Origin of the sequence: Marinobacter nanhaiticus D15-8W (assembly GCF_036511935.1) — a bacterium.
Classification (GTDB): Bacteria; Pseudomonadota; Gammaproteobacteria; order Pseudomonadales; family Oleiphilaceae; genus Marinobacter_A; species Marinobacter_A nanhaiticus.
On the sequence record NZ_AP028878.1, the window covers coordinates 1394187 to 1410616 of the forward strand.

12 protein-coding genes are annotated in these 16430 nt (G+C 60.4%); 8 read left to right on the plus strand and 4 right to left on the minus strand.

All coding sequences use genetic code 11. The annotated features are described in order from the left end of the window. Window positions 1–20 precede the first annotated feature (20 nt). The 3 genes from RE428_RS06300 to RE428_RS06310 are packed head-to-tail and all read left to right on the plus strand — an operon-like array spanning window position 21 to window position 6848. Window positions 21–1658, plus strand: coding sequence for a glycosyl transferase family protein (locus RE428_RS06300; protein WP_004581131.1), 1638 nt, complete (start codon window positions 21–23; stop codon window positions 1656–1658). Window positions 1659–1700: 42 nt separating this feature from the next. Then, a complete protein-coding gene (locus RE428_RS06305) occupies window positions 1701–5834 on the plus strand; it encodes an NfrA family protein (RefSeq protein WP_004581132.1) in 4134 nt (1377 codons plus the stop codon). A gap of 15 nt (window positions 5835–5849) precedes the next feature. After that, on the plus strand, window positions 5850–6848 hold the full coding sequence (locus RE428_RS06310) for a DUF4434 domain-containing protein (RefSeq protein ID WP_004581133.1): 999 nt from the start codon (window positions 5850–5852) through the stop codon (window positions 6846–6848). 93 nt (window positions 6849–6941) lie between these two features. Here RE428_RS06310 and epsA read toward each other — a convergent pair whose 3' ends face one another. Then, window positions 6942–7751, minus strand: a complete 810-nt coding sequence (gene epsA, locus RE428_RS06315) for an XrtB/PEP-CTERM-associated transcriptional regulator EpsA (protein ID WP_004581134.1) — start codon at window positions 7749–7751, stop codon at window positions 6942–6944. Window positions 7752–8349: 598 nt separating this feature from the next. Between epsA and RE428_RS06320 the strand changes: the two genes are divergently transcribed. Then, window positions 8350–10083 (plus strand): isocitrate/isopropylmalate family dehydrogenase, encoded by a 1734-nt coding sequence (locus tag RE428_RS06320; RefSeq protein ID WP_004581135.1) that lies wholly within the window; start codon window positions 8350–8352, stop codon window positions 10081–10083. A gap of 75 nt (window positions 10084–10158) precedes the next feature. Here RE428_RS06320 and RE428_RS06325 read toward each other — a convergent pair whose 3' ends face one another. The 3 genes from RE428_RS06325 to RE428_RS06335 are packed head-to-tail and all read right to left on the minus strand — an operon-like array spanning window position 10159 to window position 12583. Continuing rightward, entirely contained in the window at window positions 10159–11100 is a 942-nt protein-coding gene (locus tag RE428_RS06325; RefSeq protein ID WP_004581136.1) for a 5-oxoprolinase subunit C family protein, read from the minus strand. Further along, window positions 11097–11846: a 5-oxoprolinase subunit PxpB gene (gene pxpB / locus RE428_RS06330; protein ID WP_004581137.1), complete on the minus strand. Its 750-nt coding sequence runs from the start codon at window positions 11844–11846 to the stop codon at window positions 11097–11099. Before pxpB ends, RE428_RS06325 begins: the two co-directional genes overlap by 4 nt. Next, on the minus strand, window positions 11846–12583 hold the full coding sequence (locus tag RE428_RS06335; RefSeq protein ID WP_004581138.1) for a 5-oxoprolinase subunit PxpA: 738 nt from the start codon (window positions 12581–12583) through the stop codon (window positions 11846–11848). Before RE428_RS06335 ends, pxpB begins: the two co-directional genes overlap by 1 nt. A gap of 312 nt (window positions 12584–12895) precedes the next feature. On the opposite strand from RE428_RS06335, the gene RE428_RS06340 reads away from it, so the two are divergent. The 4 genes from RE428_RS06340 to RE428_RS06355 all read left to right on the plus strand — a co-directional run bounded on the left by RE428_RS06340 (window position 12896) and on the right by RE428_RS06355 (window position 16373). Beyond that, complete coding sequence (locus tag RE428_RS06340; protein WP_115840241.1) at window positions 12896–13873, plus strand: TRAP transporter substrate-binding protein; 978 nt, start codon at window positions 12896–12898, stop codon at window positions 13871–13873. Window positions 13874–13900: 27 nt separating this feature from the next. Beyond that, window positions 13901–14440, plus strand: coding sequence for a TRAP transporter small permease (locus tag RE428_RS06345; protein ID WP_004581140.1), 540 nt, complete (start codon window positions 13901–13903; stop codon window positions 14438–14440). Between the two features lie 5 nt (window positions 14441–14445). Then, window positions 14446–15750 (plus strand): TRAP transporter large permease, encoded by a 1305-nt coding sequence (locus RE428_RS06350; protein WP_004581141.1) that lies wholly within the window; start codon window positions 14446–14448, stop codon window positions 15748–15750. A gap of 65 nt (window positions 15751–15815) precedes the next feature. Continuing rightward, the gene (locus RE428_RS06355) at window positions 15816–16373 is read left to right on the plus strand and encodes a winged helix DNA-binding protein (RefSeq protein WP_004581142.1); all 558 of its coding nucleotides are present in this window, start codon (window positions 15816–15818) and stop codon (window positions 16371–16373) included. The last annotated feature ends 57 nt before the right edge of the window (window positions 16374–16430 follow it).

The following is a 16430-nucleotide window of genomic DNA, read 5'->3' on the forward strand; positions in this document are numbered from 1 at the left end:
TGGATACGAGGAGTCAGGGAATGGATTGGGTAGACAGCATCGCGATTTACTGGTTCCTCGTAAAGCTGCTGCTTATTACGACGGCCGTACTGATCGCCATCAGTAGTTTCGATGACCTGTTCATCGACATCTGCTATTGGTGCCGGCGGACATACCATCGGCTGACCGGCATCGAGGCCTCCGAAACACCTACGCTGGAGAGCCTGAGGGCGTCCGAGGAGCGACCCATCGCCCTGATGGTGCCGGTCTGGCAGGAGGCGGACGTTATCGCGCAGATGTTGCACAACGCGCTGACGGTGTTCGACTACAAGAACTTCCACATCTTCGTCGGCACCTATCCCAACGATCCCGACACCCAACGGGAAGTCGACCGGGTGGCCGCCTCGCAGCTCAATATCCATAAAGTGGTTGGCGCCCGGCCGGGGCCCACCTGCAAGGCGGACTGCCTGAACGAGGTGATCACTGCGATACTCGCGTTCGAGGAGAAACAGGGCATCGAGTTTGCCGGCTTCGTGCTCCAGGATGCCGAAGATGTCGTGCATCCCCTCGAATTACGGTTGTTCAACCACATGGTCTCCCGCTACGACCTGGTGCAGATTCCGGTTCTGCCCCTGCCCAGACCCTGGCGGGAATTTACCGGGGGGCATTACAAGGACGAGTTCTCGGAGTGCCATTCCAAGGATGTTCCTGTCCGGGCGGCGCTCACCGGGATCGTTCCCAGTGCAGGGGTGGGCACCGCGTTCAGCCGGCACGCCATCCTGGCACTGCATCGCGAGCGCGATGGCGAAGTCTTCAATCCCAAAAGCCTCACGGAAGACTACGACATCAGCCTGCGGCTGCGGGAGCTGGGCATGAGGCAAGTGTTCGTGCGCGTTCGGGTACCCATCGAAAGCCCGAGTGAGCGCAGGAACCCGGGCCATGCGGATGAGTACATCGCCGTACGCGAGTATTTCCCCAATCGTTTCCGCGCTGCCTACCGCCAGAAAGCCCGCTGGATACTCGGTATTGCCTTGCAGGGCTGGGCGAACGTGGGCTGGAAAGGTGACCTGGCCACCAAGTACATCCTCTTTCGAGATCGCAAGGCGCTGGTCACGTCGCAAGTTGGCTTCCTGGCTTATTTCGTCGTGCTTAACGTGGTGGCCATGGAGGTTGTCCACCTGCTGCTTCCCGATAGCTACTGGTTCCCGCAACTGGTTCCGGTCGACAGCTGGTTGTGGTGGCTGATGATCGTCAACGCACTGCTACTCAGTAACCGCGTCCTGCATCGGATTGTTTTCATGACGCACCTCTTCGGTTGGCGCCAGGGGCTACTTTCTGCACCCCGACAGATCTGGGCCAACGTGGTCAATTTCTTCGCCTGTAACCGCGCCCTGCGACAGTTTGCCGGGCACCTGTTGCACGGCCGTCAGTTGGGCTGGGACAAGACCCAGCACGCGTTTCCCGTGGCACCCGGGCTGGGCGCCCAGCGCAGGCGGCCTTTGGGTGAGTTGCTTTTGGACCTCCACGCCATTGCCTCCGAACAGCTGCACGCGGTGTTGGCCGAACAGCGCCAGGACCCGCGTCCCCTGGGGCATCTCCTGCTGGATCGCGGTTGGTTGAACGAGCAGACCCTGGAACGGGCTTTACGGATGCAGGAAGGCTTTGAAAAAGCCGCATAACCGTCAGCCGGAATCGAACGCCAAGCAAGGAACCGCGGTGCCATGGGACGACGTATTTTTGCGGCCGGTCGGTCTGACGATCATCACGGCCATTTCAGGGTTATCCAAAACCGGCTTCTATTCGTCGCACTTATTGCTTTCAGCCCACTCAGCGGGGCGCAGCAAGCCGAGCCGCCGACACAGGCTGAGGTTGCAACCGGAAGCGACAGCGAAGCGTCGACCTGGGCAGGCCGCCAGAGCTGGCTTCAGCAGGAACTGGCGAAATTCCGTAAATACCCCTATCTCGAGCGCGCCGAACGGCTGATTGGCGCAGGGCAATCGGAAGCAGCCGCTGACGAGCTGGAGCGGGTCCTGGCCCTGGATCCTGACGATGTCGATGTCCGGCTGCGCCTGGTCGTGCTCTTGCTGGGACCGCTGGATAAACCCGGCCTTGCCGGCGAACAGGCGTCGAAGCTGATCGAACGGGATCGCGAGCTGGGGCTGGCATACCACTACCGCGCCCTGGCCAAGCTTTACCTCGAAGATACCGATGGGGCGGTCGCAGACTGGAGGCGCGCGCTCGACACCGGGGAATTGAGCAAAGACCGCAGCCGGTATATCCGGCGTCAACTTGCGGATATCGCAATACAACGTGGCGACTTTGCAGCGGTGCCTCCACTGCTCGAAGACGATGGCGCCGACCAGCCCTTCGAGGACCGGATGCGGCTCACCCGGGCTTACCTGGAACTTGACCGGCCGGCAGAGGCATCGCAAATACTTTTCCAGGCGGTGCTCGAAGTTGAGGATGTTCCGCCCGGTGGATGGCTCACGATCGCGCAGTACCAACTGGAACTGGACAAACCCGCGCTTGCGGCTGTCACGATCAATCGCGGGCTGGAAGTCGAGGAACCCGCAGCCCTCAGACGCGAGCTGGCGACGTCCCTGGGTCATCTCCATATGCAGCGGGGCAGACCGGACCTTGCCGCCCGGGCTTTTGCCCAGGCGGCCGAGGAGGGTGAGCCGGATGCGGCGCTGTACCTGGCCTGGGCCCAGGCCTTGGCAGAGTCCCAGTCAACCGCCCAGGCGCTGGACGTCATTGAGACTGTCGAGCAGACATCGCCCTACGGCCGTCGTCTACACGCCCAGTTGCTCGCGGATATGGGGCGGCCCGAGGATGCGGCGCGTGTATTGACGCGACTTACTGAGGATCCTTCACAAGGAGAGAACGCCGGTGTAATAGCGCTGGAAATAGCGGATCTGTATGCCCGGGCGGGGGAATCGGAGGCCCAGATGGCGGCGCTGGAACGCGCGGTGTCGCTCATGCCGGACTACTCCCCGGCGTTGCGGGCATTGGCCGAGCGGCAGATTGGCGCCGGCGAGTTGGCGGCTGCCTCGGCCACGCTCGAGCGGCTCGTGGCGATTGAAGACTCGCCGTCAGCCCGATTACGGTTGGTGGACGTCTTGTTGGCCTCAGACGATTACCCGACGGCCCTGGTGGAGCTGCGTTTGCTCGCGGAGAGTCTCCCGTCTGGTCATCCCGAGCGGATGCGTGTGTTGCGTCAATGGGCGATTGTGGCCGAAGCCGAACAGCAATGGCCGGATGCCGCCCGCGCCTGGGAGGGCTTGTACCTGGCGGACAACAACAGGCCGCCGGAACTGCTGCTACAGGCGGCCCGCGCTGCGCGCCTTGGGGATCAGCCGGCGCTGGCAAGGCAGTTTCTCGACCAGCTCGCCAGCGACGATTTCGACAATGACGCCCTGGCTCCGGGCGTGCGTGCCGCGCTCTTCGAAGAGCGCGCCCAGCTGGCCCTTTTGGAGGGCGACCGCATTGCAGCCGCCCAGTCGCAGCAGCAGGCAGTAATCGCTCAACCTACGGCAGCGCGTCACTATCAGATGGCCCAGATCTGGAACGAGGTGGGGGAAACCGGTAATGCCCACCAAGCGCTCCAGCAGGCGGTCATGATGGCGCCGGACAACGCCGAATATCAGGCCACCCTCGGCTATGCCTATGTGGAAGGAAACGATGACCAGCGCGCTGCCGAACATTTCGAGGCGGCGCTGGCGATCGATCCGGGCCGGTTGTCGCTGTACGAGGAGTTAGCGTATACCTACCGACGCCTTGGTCGGGACGAAGCCGAGGCCAGGATGTTCGGTGAGCTTGTCCGCCGGCAGGCCGGGGGCGCGCGATCCCATGATGACTTGACTGCAGGCGCCGGACCGAAACCGGGTGGCGTCGCAAGGCTACGGCTGGAGCAGGCGCAAGCGTTGAGGCGGGCAGGACTGCCGGCTCAGGCGCTGGAAGTACTTGAGTCCAGTGATGATCTCACCATTTACGGTACGCGGCTTAAGGTCCAGCTTCTCATGGAGATGGGCCGGCTAGAGGACGCAGAGCGTGAGCTGAACAAGCTGCTCGATAGCTCCTCCCGCCAGCAGGCACCGGGACCTGTCGCGCTGGAGATTGCCGAAATGCACGCCAGGGCGGGAGACACGGATGCCCAACTGGCGGCTCTTGAGCGGGCGGTTGCACTTGCACCGGACTATACACCGGCCCTGAATGCCCTGGTGGAACGGCAGGTCGGGGCCGGAGACCTGCAAGGGGCCGCGAACACCCAGCGACGACTGGTCGAGCTGGAGGGCGGGACGGACGCACGCGCCAGACTGGTGGATATATTGCTGGCGGCCGAGAACTTCGATGCGGCATCGGTCGAATTACAGCAGCTTGTGGAAGACCTTCCGCCAGAGAATCCAGACCGGGCCAGGGTAATGCGACAGTGGGCGGGCGTAGCGGAAGCCGAGGGCCAATGGGCCGCCGCAGCACAGGCCTGGGAGGCACTCTACCGGACAGACGATACCCAGTCGGAGTCGTTGATGCTGCATGCGGGGCGTGCGGCGCGGCTTTCAGGCCAGTTCGCGAAGGCCGACCAAATGCTGGCACAAGTCAGCGAGGACGAGTTGACACGTGGCGACCAGGCGCTGCTGTATGAGGAACGCGCCCGACTTGCGTCGCTGGAGGGGGATACACAACGAGCTGCGGAGGCACAACGCAGGGCGGTCTGGGCTGATCCCACGGCGGAACGTCACTATCGGCTTGCCCAGTACCAGTTGGAGCTCGATGAACTGGCCAGTGCCCGCAGCGAACTGCTGCAGGCCGTGATGCTCGAACCCGACAACGCCGAATTCCAGGCCAGCCTGGGTTACGCCCACCTGAACGCCGGGGAAGAGGCGCTCGCGGCGGATCACTTCGAAGCCGCCCTGGCCGCCGAACCCCAGCGCCTGCCGCTGTATGAGGAACTGGGCTACGTTTACCGACGGCTAGGGGAAGATGAAGCCGCTGCCAAGGCTTTCCGAGCGCGTATCGATCTGGCGCAAGCCGGCGTAGCCAACGGCTTACGGGGGGACTCCAAAAGTGACAATGTCGTCGGTACCGGCACCGATGAGGCTGGCTATGAATTACGCCGAGAGGTCCAGCAGTTGGAGGATCGGCTACGGATAGGCGCGGGCTTGTTCGTCCGTCGCATGAATGGGGACGGCACATCGGCGCTAGATGCGCCCCTCGGCCTCGCCGGGTTCCAGAGTCAGGCCGGTGTGGATATCGGGTACCGCCTCGATGATGTCTCGGATGGCCGCTTTGTCGAGGTGTTCGGGCGCAGCCTCTGGGCGTTTGAGGAAGATACGCTATCACCCGAAGGGAGCGAGACCCAGGGTGGCGTCGGGTTGAGGGTAAAACCCTTTGCCCCGGTCAATTTTTTCCTCTCTGGCGAGCGACTGGTGGCGTTGGGAAGCGATGCGAGGAACGACTGGATGCTGCGTGCGAGTGCCTCCTTCAACCGCGGGTCCGCCTATGTTCCGGACCAGACATACCAGCACTACCGATCGGTCTATCTGGACGCGGCTCTGGTCGTGGATGACAGCGCCGAATTTCTCGTGGGAGAGTGGCGTGAGGGGCTCGCCATCCGCGTAGGGCAGGGCTTGGGTGTCGCTCCCTATGCTGTTGCTGCCGTGAGCTATACCGATGATGCTGAAACCGAACGCCGCTACGAGATCGGTCCGGGCATCGCCCTACGTGGCTGGTTTGGCGGTGACGCCTACCATACCCACAGCAGTGAGCTAGAATTGGGGTTGGAGTATCGGGAGGTGGTGGGTGGAAACACGGACGAAGATTCGGGCGTTGTCGTGCGCCTGTATGTCGGTTTCTGATGTGGTCAAAGACTCATGTCGGTGAAGCATCGCTACTTGTGGCTACTGCTGGCAATCTCTCTTCCCGCCTACGCGAACGAGTGCCCCGACGCGCCCTTTCGCTCAAGCTTTCTTCAACCCCTGGCTTCCGACCTCGAACGTCCAGCTCAGGAATGGCAGGCCAAGTTGGCGGGTATCGCAGCGACCGGCATTGAGACCCTGTACCTGCAGTGGAGTGTCTATGGTGACCTGGATCTTAGCCAGGACACCGGTATCGGCTTTCTCACCGGGTGGCTCGACCAGGCCCATTCAAGCGGACTGAGTGTCCACCTGGGATTGGTCGCGGATGCGGACTTCGGTACGCGCATCACCGAGCCTGCTGATGCACTGTCTGCGTACCTCTCAGATCTTCGTGCCCGCTCCCTGGCGGTGGCAGGTCGACTCGATGCCAGGATAGGGGGGCATCCTGCCTTTGCCGGCTGGTATCTTCCCGAAGAAATCGACGATCGCTCGTGGGCCGATGCCTGGCAGGTGGATATGCTGCGGGAACATCTGCGGGCGCAGGTCGAGACTCTTGCGCGCTTGAGCCCTGCAAAGACGGTGAGCATCTCGACCTACGTGAGTGGCGCCAGATCGGCGGACCAGTTCGAGGACCTCTGGCGGGCGCTATGGGCCGCAGCGCCCCACCTCCACCTCCTCCTGCAGGACGGAGCCGGTGTAGGCGCTTTACCGCGTGCGGAGTTCAACGAATACGCGCAAGGCATCAACCAGATAGCCGCTGGACAAGATCGGTATTGGGGGATGATCGTCGAGCTCTTTTCCCAGGAAAGCGGACCGCCGCTGGATGATGCGCCGTTCAGCGCGACAGCGGCGCCCATCGAACGGGTGCGGCAGCAGCTGGATGCGGTCGCCGCGCTCACTCCCGGCCCTGACGAGACCATCGCCTTCTCGGTCCCCGAGTACTTACTTGACCCCACACGGCCAGGCCAGGACGAGCTGCTCAGCGCGTATAGACGCCTATACTGTCGACTTTGAAAGCGACCGTTGACTTCGTAAGGCCGAGACTCGACACAGTGAGCGTCATAAGCCAGGTCACCGTCACGGGATAGTTGCAACCAGCCACGGACTTTACCCTGAATCGTTCCGGGGCCTGACATCAGAGCGCACATGGATCTTGTTCACGGCCTGGGCCCGGTTCGAGACGTCCAGTTTCCGGAAAATGCGCTTCACGTGATTCTTCACGGTGAACGGGCTGATATCCAGAATGACGCCAATAACCTCGTTGGTTTTCCCGGCCCTTACCCAATCCATAATTTCGCGCTCGCGTTGGGTTAACCCGAATTCCAGGTAGGGTTTCGCCGCGCTATTGAGGTTGGGCTGTAGCCGTAAAGGCGTCAGCTGTCGCAAGGCGGTGTCCACGTGAGGCAACAACAGCTTGAAATAGTACTGAACCGACCGGGGCGGGGTCAGCGCCTGACTGAAGACGATGTAGAGTATATGGTTTTGCCCCCGCTCATCCTTTATGCCATGAACAATTGCCGACCGCATACGCTTGAAGGTCGCAGACACCGAGCCCGGCGTGTCGACCTTGTTAAGGTCCAGCGCAAACCCCCGTTCGTTCCGAAGCCAGAAAAGCTGTGCCCCACCGTCGTTCCAACGTGTTAGCAGGTTCTTGAGAAAGGGCATCACGTCGGCACTGACAACGTCCGATGTACGCATGCCCGGGAGCGCGGAAACGACATCCACTTCGAGGGCATCCGTACCCGGTATGCTCCATGCCGCGAGCACAATCTCATGGGGTAGGTACGTTTGCAGATCTCCCTGTAGCCAATGAAAGAGATCGGCATGGCTTTGAATCTTAAGGGCCTCCTGTATCACTCCCAGGAACTGACTGTGTTTGACAAAAATGGCTTCGGGGGACTCGAAAAAGTGTGCCACCTTTTCGTCCTTTTGCCGTCTGTTTAAGAGATCTGTGCTGGGACACTGACTACTTGAACGGGAAAGGGAGTCGCCAACAAAAAACATGATGTTGGCTAACCAGATTCATGCCGTGGCGTAATAATGAACATGATTTCAAATATTTGTTTTTATCAACTGTTGTCACTTTCTGGTGAACTGTAAATTTACCCGACGAGTCGCGTGCGGCCTTGTGAGGCCCGTAATCTGAATGCCTACCAATATATTTTTGTTGGCATAAAGAAGACCCGTTTAGATCCGGAAGCTTATTATACGGCCATCGCGTCGCCTCACTCATGCCTTCGTGCGTAAAACGGATTGACACTTGAGAATATTCTCAAGTGTTGGTCTGTCGCATTTGGTCATGCAGGCCCCTGCATTGGTTTCTTCCGGGCATACAGGCTGTTGAACGCTGTTGCGCTCAAACAATTCTGGTGCTCTTTCCCTTGACCCCCACGCAAACAGGCTTAGGGTTAGCAGAGACAGCTCCATTTTTCCGACGACCAATTTCCAGCGCAAAGGACAGGCGCCGGCTATCAGGCAACAGCCGGCTTACCGGAACAACTGAAAGGAGAACGCGATGGACAACACGATCCGGGTGGAATCGCCACTGGTCATCCTCCATGGTGACGAGATGGCCCAGGTAGCTTTTGAGGAACTCCTGAAGACGTTTGTCACGTCGCGGCTGGAGATCGAGCTTAAGGAAATCGATCTCTCTGCAGAAAATCGACTGGCGACCAATGGGCAGGCAGTCACCGAAGCTATTGAGGCGATCAAAAAATACGGCATCGGCATCAAGAACGCAGGGATCACCGTCAACCGTAGCCAGCTCGAAGCGCTTCTCAAGAAATACCCTGACGTCGATGGCAACGCCCTGGATCCGCTGGCCACCAAGTCGCCCAACGGCGCTATCCGTAAAGGCATCGGCGGCAACATCACCCGGGAGGACATCCAGTTCCGCAATCTCCGCGTCCGTCGACCCGAGTGGATCGACCGTGATATTGAAGTCATGACCATGGATAACGGTGGCATCAAGGACAGCTTCAACGAGCTGGCTCGCGCCACAGGCATCATCAAACTGCTGTTCGTCGGCAGCAGCGGCGATCCGGAAGAACTTCATCGCCGGGAGATCAACAAGGGCGATCCCCTGTTATTGGCCACCAACGACCTGGGCGACATCCGGGATTGGGCACATCGGTTCTTCCAGCGCGCCATCGACGAGAAACGGGATATCTACCTGGGCCTGAAGGATACGGTGATCCCCGGCTATGACGGTGCCATGCGCTCCGCCATCGAAGACATCTACCAGAGTGACTATCGGGAAAAGGTGGAGGGCCTCGGACTCAACTTCTATTACGAACTGATTGACGCGCAGGCAGCGCGAATCGTGTCCAACCCGCCGGAGCGAGCCCTGTGGGGCGTGCCGGACAACACCACAGGCCGTAAGCTCTTCAAGTTGGTCAACCAGTTGAAACGCTACGGCATACCCGATCGCAGTGCGCATGTCTCCATTTCGCGTATGAGCGCGGGCGGCGGCGACCAGTACGGCAGCTTCAACGCGCCGGCGAGGGAAGACGGGATCGTCAAGGTGGTTGTCGATGGCGAGGAGCGGCACGCCAGGCACGTCAAGAAAGGCGACCCCATGCTGCTCATGTCCAACGACCGTGAGGCTATCAAGGACTGGGTCAGCCAGGTTTTCCGGGATGCGTCCCGTAAGGATAAGGAAGTCTACTTCGGCCTGAAGCGGGAATACATGGAGTACGACGAAGTCTTCAGCAATGTCATCACCGAGGTGCGCCGGGAGCTGGCGAAGCAGCATACGCCGCCGCCGTCCTTCATGATCATGCGACCGTCCAGACAATTGCGGAAGATGATTACAGATCCGCCCCGCAATGCCCTCTATCCCTCCCAGAACCTGGACGGCGATATCTTCTCCGATATCTCCGCCGCCCTCGGGGGCAGCCTCGCCACGGCCAGCTCGATCATCGAAAGCAAGGACGGCGCGATGCTTTTCGAGGCGCCCCACGGTACCGCACATGACCTCTATGTGAAGTATCAGGAGAGCGGGGGCAAGGAGGCGCATTTCAATCCTTCCGCATTAATCTATGCATTGGGCAACGCGCTGGAAACCTTGGGCGAAAGGGATGGAAACCGCGAGCTGGCGGATTATGCGGGACGACTTAAACAGGCACTCAAGGATACCGTGGCCGACGGTATCGTTACTGCCGACCTGAAAGGCAAGATCACCAACAAGGACGCCGAGAAAGTGGTGGATCTGTATGGGTTTATCGACGCGCTGAAGGCGCGCATGTAGGGGGTTAAGATAAGTCGGGCGAAGATGAGGCTGCGATTGCCCCTTCCCGCCCGACGGCCGATATACAGCCTACGCTTACAGGTAAAAGAAGCGCAAAAACGTTCGCTCCTGCTTCTGGGCCTCATGCAGTGAAATGGGCCGGAATTGAAGTGAACTCCCCGGGACACATTGGGCCAGGGTGTCGAGACTGCGTGGTGTCACGGCGCCAAGTTTGGGGTAGCCGCCGATCGTCTGGCGATCATTCAGCAGGATGATCGGTTGCCCGTCTGCGGGCACCTGGATTGAGCCCAGACTGATACCCTCGGAAATCAAACGCTCCCCTTTAACGGCCAGGGCGGGGCCATTGAGTCGCGCCCCCATTCGGTCGCTCTGCGCGCTGAGTTCGTAGGCGTGGCTGAAGAAGTCATCCAACGCACGGCTCGGAAAGCGGTCGACCTGCGCCCCGAGAACGACGTCCAGGGTGGCTGCCGCGGTGTATTCGGGAATCCATTGCGCCGGTACTTTCCGGTTGGGGACGTAGTCAGATGTCTCCGGGCACGGGAGGATATCGTCCGTCTGCAACGGCTTGCCGTCATGATGCAGCCCCCCGGTCTTCTCTCGCGTAAAGGTGGCGCAGCTGCCACCAAGCCCTGGTTCGACCAGGAAGCCACCACGAACCGCCAGGTAAGCGCGCAACCCCGACTTGGGGGCACTGAGCGCGATCTCGTCGCCGCGCGATACGCTGATGGTCGCCCACAGCGGCTGTGTTTCCCCGTTGACGGTGCAGGTGACTGCGGCGCCTGTGACGGCGATCTGCGTATCCAGGGTGCAGGTGAATTCGCTGCCGCCAAAGGTGATTTCCAGTGCGGGCGCACCGTAGCGGTTGCCGAGGAGTTGATTCCCCCAGGCCCAGGCGTGACGGTCCATCGCGCCCCCGGTGGCGAGGCCAAGATGCATCACCCGTTCGCGCCCCGCGTCCTGCAGCAGACTGAGGAAACCGGGCTTGCGAACGATAAGACCCTGTTGCCGAGCGGTCATGAACGTTCCCCCGTCGTTGATGCCGTTGTGGTTTCGCGCTCCCAGGGGAGGTCGTCCAGCCTGCCGCCAAGCTCGATGTACTCCGCTTCGTCGATGGCCCTGAAACGAACCTGCTGCCCGGCTTCCAGGAGACCGGGACGGTCGCGCTCAGGATCGAACAGGGTGAGTGGCGTGCGACCGATCAGGTTCCAGCCTCCCGGTGACGTGATGGGGTAGATCGCCGTCTGGGTATCCGCGATGCCCAGGGTGCCCACCGGTACTTTCTGGCGAGGGGTGGAAAGCCGTGGCGTCGCCAGTTCGTCGACCACCTGACCCAGATAGGCGAAACCCGGTGCGAAACCAATGGCGAACACATGGTATGTATTCGCGGTGTGGCGTTTAACAACATCGTCGATGCTCAGATCCGCCCGTCTGGCAATGCGCTCGAGGTCAGGCCCGACGCGGACATCGTAGAACACAGGGACCTCCACCACATCCGGCTCCACCTCGCTTTCCCCGCCTTCGGGGGAAAGGGTGTCGAGTGCTGGCCGAACGTCGGCAACCAGGCTTGCGAGGTCGTCCTGGCGCAAGTCATATCTGAGCAACAGCGTCGTGTAGGAAGGCACGGCGTCCAGCAGCCGCTCCCCGAGTGTTTCCCGAAGAACGGCCGCGGCCTTGTGGATGCTATCCACCAGCGCCACGTCGATCTGTTCGCCGAAATGCAGGGTGATGGTATCCACGCCGGTGATTTCATAGCGCCAGAACATCAGGCGGACTCCGGCAGGGCATCCCGGATGGCGCGCACGGCGGCAATCGATTCGGGATTGTCTCCGTGGACGCAGAGGGTGTCGGCCTCCAGGGTCAACGATTGGCCGTCTATGGTCTGAATCGGCTCGTGCCGCGCGAGGGCGATAGCCTGTTGCACGATCACATCCGGATCGTGATGGACCGCCCCGGGCTGGCTGCGCGAGACGATATACCCTGCGCTGTCGTAAGCCCGGTCGGCAAAGGCCTCGAGCATGAGTTCGACACCCTGTTCCGCGCAGCTTCGCTTGAGGGGCGCGTTGTCTGCCGTGGCCATGGCCATCAGAGCGAGTGGTTGAGGTGACTTGCGCAGGGCCGTGAGTACAGCATGCAGTATGGCGTCGTCCCGCATCATGCTGTTGTAGAGCGCGCCGTGCGGTTTCACGTAGGCCAGGTGACCGCCTTCGGACGCGGCAATCTGGGTGAGTGCCCCGACCTGGTAGAGAACCATGGCGGTAATCTCTTCGGGTTTGCAGGCCATGGCCCTGCGGCCGAACCCCTGGAGGTCGGGGTACGCCGGATGCGCGCCAAGGGTAACGCCATGGGTGAGCGCGAGACGCACGGTCCTGGTCATGACGCTTGGGTCGCCGGCGTGGAAGCCGCAGGCAATGTTGGCCTGATCGATATAAGGCATGACCTGTTCGTCCAGGCCCATGGTCCAGGCGCCGAAACTCTCGCCAATATCACAGTTCAGTCGCATGTCAGCCTCCCGCCGCTGGCCATTGTTCCATGAGGGCTATGGTCAGCATGCGTCAGTCAGTTGTATTTGTCATTTCTCTGTACAAGCAAATTATCGATAAATTATCGACAAATAAAAGTAAAAATACCTATATCATCTAAACAAAAAGTTTGACAGCGAATTCTGTCGCCGTTAGTTTGATTAGATAACGCACAGATCTTGCATGATCGAATCTCAACAGGGGCGCGCCTTAAAGATGCGTCAAAACAACGGGCTAATCGGTGTCTGCGTGGCGCATCGCGACCGCAAGAGCAGTCACCAGGAGGGCACAACATGCGAATGAAACACTTTTGGGCTTCTCTGGCGGCTGTCTCGTCGTCGCTGGTGATCGGTGGCGTCCAGGCAGCGGATTGGGATATGCCGACACCCTATGGGGATTCCAACTTCCACACCGTCAATATCCGTCAGTTTGCCGAGGACGTTAAGACGGCGACCGACGGGGAACTGAACATCACGGTCCACAGTGGTGGGTCGCTGATCAAACACCATGAAATCAAGAATTCCGTGCGCCGTGGGCTGGTTCCGATTGGCGAATTGATCATGTCCCGCCTGGCGAACGAGGACCCACTGTTTGAAGTGGATTCCGTGCCTTACCTAGCCAGCAATTACGACGAAGCCTGGGAACTCTGGCAGGCCTCGAAGGATATCCTGGCCAAGCGTCTCGAAAGTCAGCGGCTGAAGCTGCTGTTTGCGGTGCCTTGGCCGCCCCAGGGCATCTACACCAAGTTCCCGGTAGAAACGGGCGAGGAGCTGCAGGGCGTAAAAATGCGGGCCTACAATAAGTCCAGCGAACGTTTGGCTGAACTGCTGGGGGCGATTCCCACACAGGTGGAGGTGCCGGATATCCCCACAGCATTCGGGACAGGGCGCGTCGATGCGATGATCACCTCACCGTCCACTGGCGCCAACACGCGGGCCTGGGACTACCTCTCGAACTTCAACCACGCCCAGCTGTGGTTGCCCAAGAATATGGTCGTCGTGAACGCGCGCGAATACTCGCGGCTCCCCGAAGAGGTGCAGGCTGCCATCGAGAAGGCTGCCGCTGACGCTGAAAAGCGTGGCTGGGAAGCGAGCAAAGAAGAGACGGATGCCAAGATTGCGATCATGCGCGAAAACGGCATCGAGATCTCCGAACCGTCCGAAGCGCTGTCAAAACGCCTGGAGAAGGTGGGTAAGACCATGACGGACGAGTGGCTGGAACGTGCCGGTCCTGACGGTCAGAAACTGATCGACGCCTATCGCGAACAATAACCGGTTAACGGAAGGCGAGGGCGACCCATGCGTAACGCTCTGAATGGGTTCTACCGGTTAGCTGGCGCACTGTCTGCACTGCAACTGACGGCCATCATGGTGATGGTGGTATTGCAGGTCCTGGGTCGCGTTCTCGATCGTCTCCTGGTCTGGGTCGGTGCCGATGCCCTGGGGCTGAACATCCCGGGGCTGGCCGAACTGGCGGCCTTCCTCCTCCTGGGGGCGACCTTCTTTGGTTTGGCGTACACGTTCTGGCAGGGCGGCCATATCCGGGTCACCCTGCTTTTGCAGCGCCTGCCTGTGAGCGTCCAGCGTTACTTCGATATGGCGATGGTGTTGGTTGCCATTGCCATTACAGCCTTTGCCGCGTGGTACAGCGCCTGGCTCGCCTATGACAGCTATGACTTTGGTGACCTGTCGATCGGTATGGTGCCCGTGCCGTTGTGGATCCCCCAGCTGGGTATGGTACTCGGACTCGTCTGGCTGCTGATTGCTTTGCTCGATGCGTTCGTCTCGCTCGTGACCGGCCGTCTCCAGACCATCCCTACTGAAGACCCTCAGGAGTAAATCGCATGGATATGATCTGGATGAGTCTCATCCTCCTCGCCGTGCTCCTGGCGCTGCTGGCTGCGGGTCTTTGGGTGGCCTTTTCGCTGACGGCGATTGGCTGCGTGGCGTTGTATTTCTTCAGTAGCATCCCTGTCGGTGACAGCCTGTCCACAGCCTTCTACAGCGCGAGCGTATCCTGGGAGCTGGCTGCGCTTCCCATGTTCATCTGGATGGGGGAGGTGCTGTTTCGTTCCCGCCTCTCGGAAGAGATGTTCAGCGGGATTGCGCCCTGGGTTGGCAAGGTACCCGGGCGTCTCTTGCATACCAATATCGTGGGGTGCGGCATCTTTGCTGCGATTTCCGGTTCGTCGGCCGCAACGGCGGCGACGATCGGCAAGATGTCGATCCCGGAGCTGACCCGTCGCGGCTACGACCAGAAGCAGGTCCTGGGAACGCTGGCGGGCTCGGCGACGTTGGGGCTGCTGATTCCACCTTCGATTATTCTTATTGTCTATGGTGTTGCCACCGAGCAGTCGATTGCCCGGCTTTTCGTCGCCGGCATCCTGCCCGGTATCCTCCTGATGGTGCTCTTCGCGGGCTACGTCATGATCTGGTCAATGATGAATCCTGCAGCCGTGCCCAAGGGCGAGTCGGAGTCCTTCTCGTTTGCCGCGAAACTCCAACGCAGCCGTCCGCTGATTCCGGTGGTGCTATTGATCATTGGCGTGATCGGCTCGATCTACGGTGGCCTGGCGTCGCCGACCGAGTCCGCCGCGATCGGTGTTGCCCTGGCTCACCTGCTTTCCTGGCGTGGCGGTTCCATGAGTCGGCAGACCTTTATCAGTGCGTTGATGGGCACGGTTAAAACGTCGTCGATGATTGCGTTTATCCTGGTGGGGGCCCATTTCCTGACCACATCCATGGGGTTCACCGGGATCCCCCGGGAATTGGCAGCCTGGATCAACACGCTGGATCTTTCGCCCTACATGCTGCTGGTGGCGTTGACCCTGTTCTTCATCCTGCTGGGCTGTTTCCTCGACGGTATTTCTGTGGTCGTGCTGACGACTTCGGTCATCCTGCCGATGGTTCAGGCCGCGGGTATCGATCCGCTCTGGTTCGGGATCTACCTGGTGATTGTGGTGGAGATGAGTCAGATTACGCCGCCGGTCGGGTTCAACCTGTTCGTCATCCAGGGCCTGACGGGCGAGAACATCCTGCGGGTGGCTTGGGCGGCCCTGCCGTATTTCCTGCTGATACTGGCCGGCGTGGTGTTGATTACGCTGTTCCCGGAAATCGTGACTTACCTGCCAGGCAAGATGGGCAACTGATAGACTGCCCGTCGCCCGGCCGGTGTCGCGCCGGATGCCACCGATAATCGACCAAAGATACGTGTATGAAAAAGAATACGGATACTCAGGTGCCAGAAACGTCCGAAGAGAGATCACACCGGGTGGGGCCGATCGTGTCCTCCGCCCATCTGGCGGCGGGTAAATCGGCGGAGTTGTCAGAGCTGGAATTTGGCCTCATTGTCGCCAGCAATGCGTTCAACCGCTGGATGGTGCGTTGCATGACAGCGGCGGGATTGCCTGACCTCAGCCCCCTGGATGTACTGGTGCTCCACAGCGTCAACCATCGCAACCGGCCCAAGAAGTCGGCCGATATCTGCCTTGTGTTGAATGTCGAGGACAGCCACACGGTGACCTACGCCCTGAAAAAACTACTCAAACACGGCGTGGTGGGCTCGGAGAAGCGGGGGAAGGAAACCTTCTATACCGTGACCGACAAGGGCGAGGCTATCTGCAAAAGCTACAGCGAGATCCGTGAGGACTGCCTGGTGGACTCGCTACGGACCCTGGGTTTCTCGAACGCGGACCTGGGCTCCATCGCGAGTTTCCTGCGCGGTGTCTCCGGACTGTACGACCAGGCCGCACGGTCGGCGGCATCACTATAAGCCATGCCGCATAAGTTATGCTACGGACGGCAGGGCTGGAGCGGTGGGACCCGATCT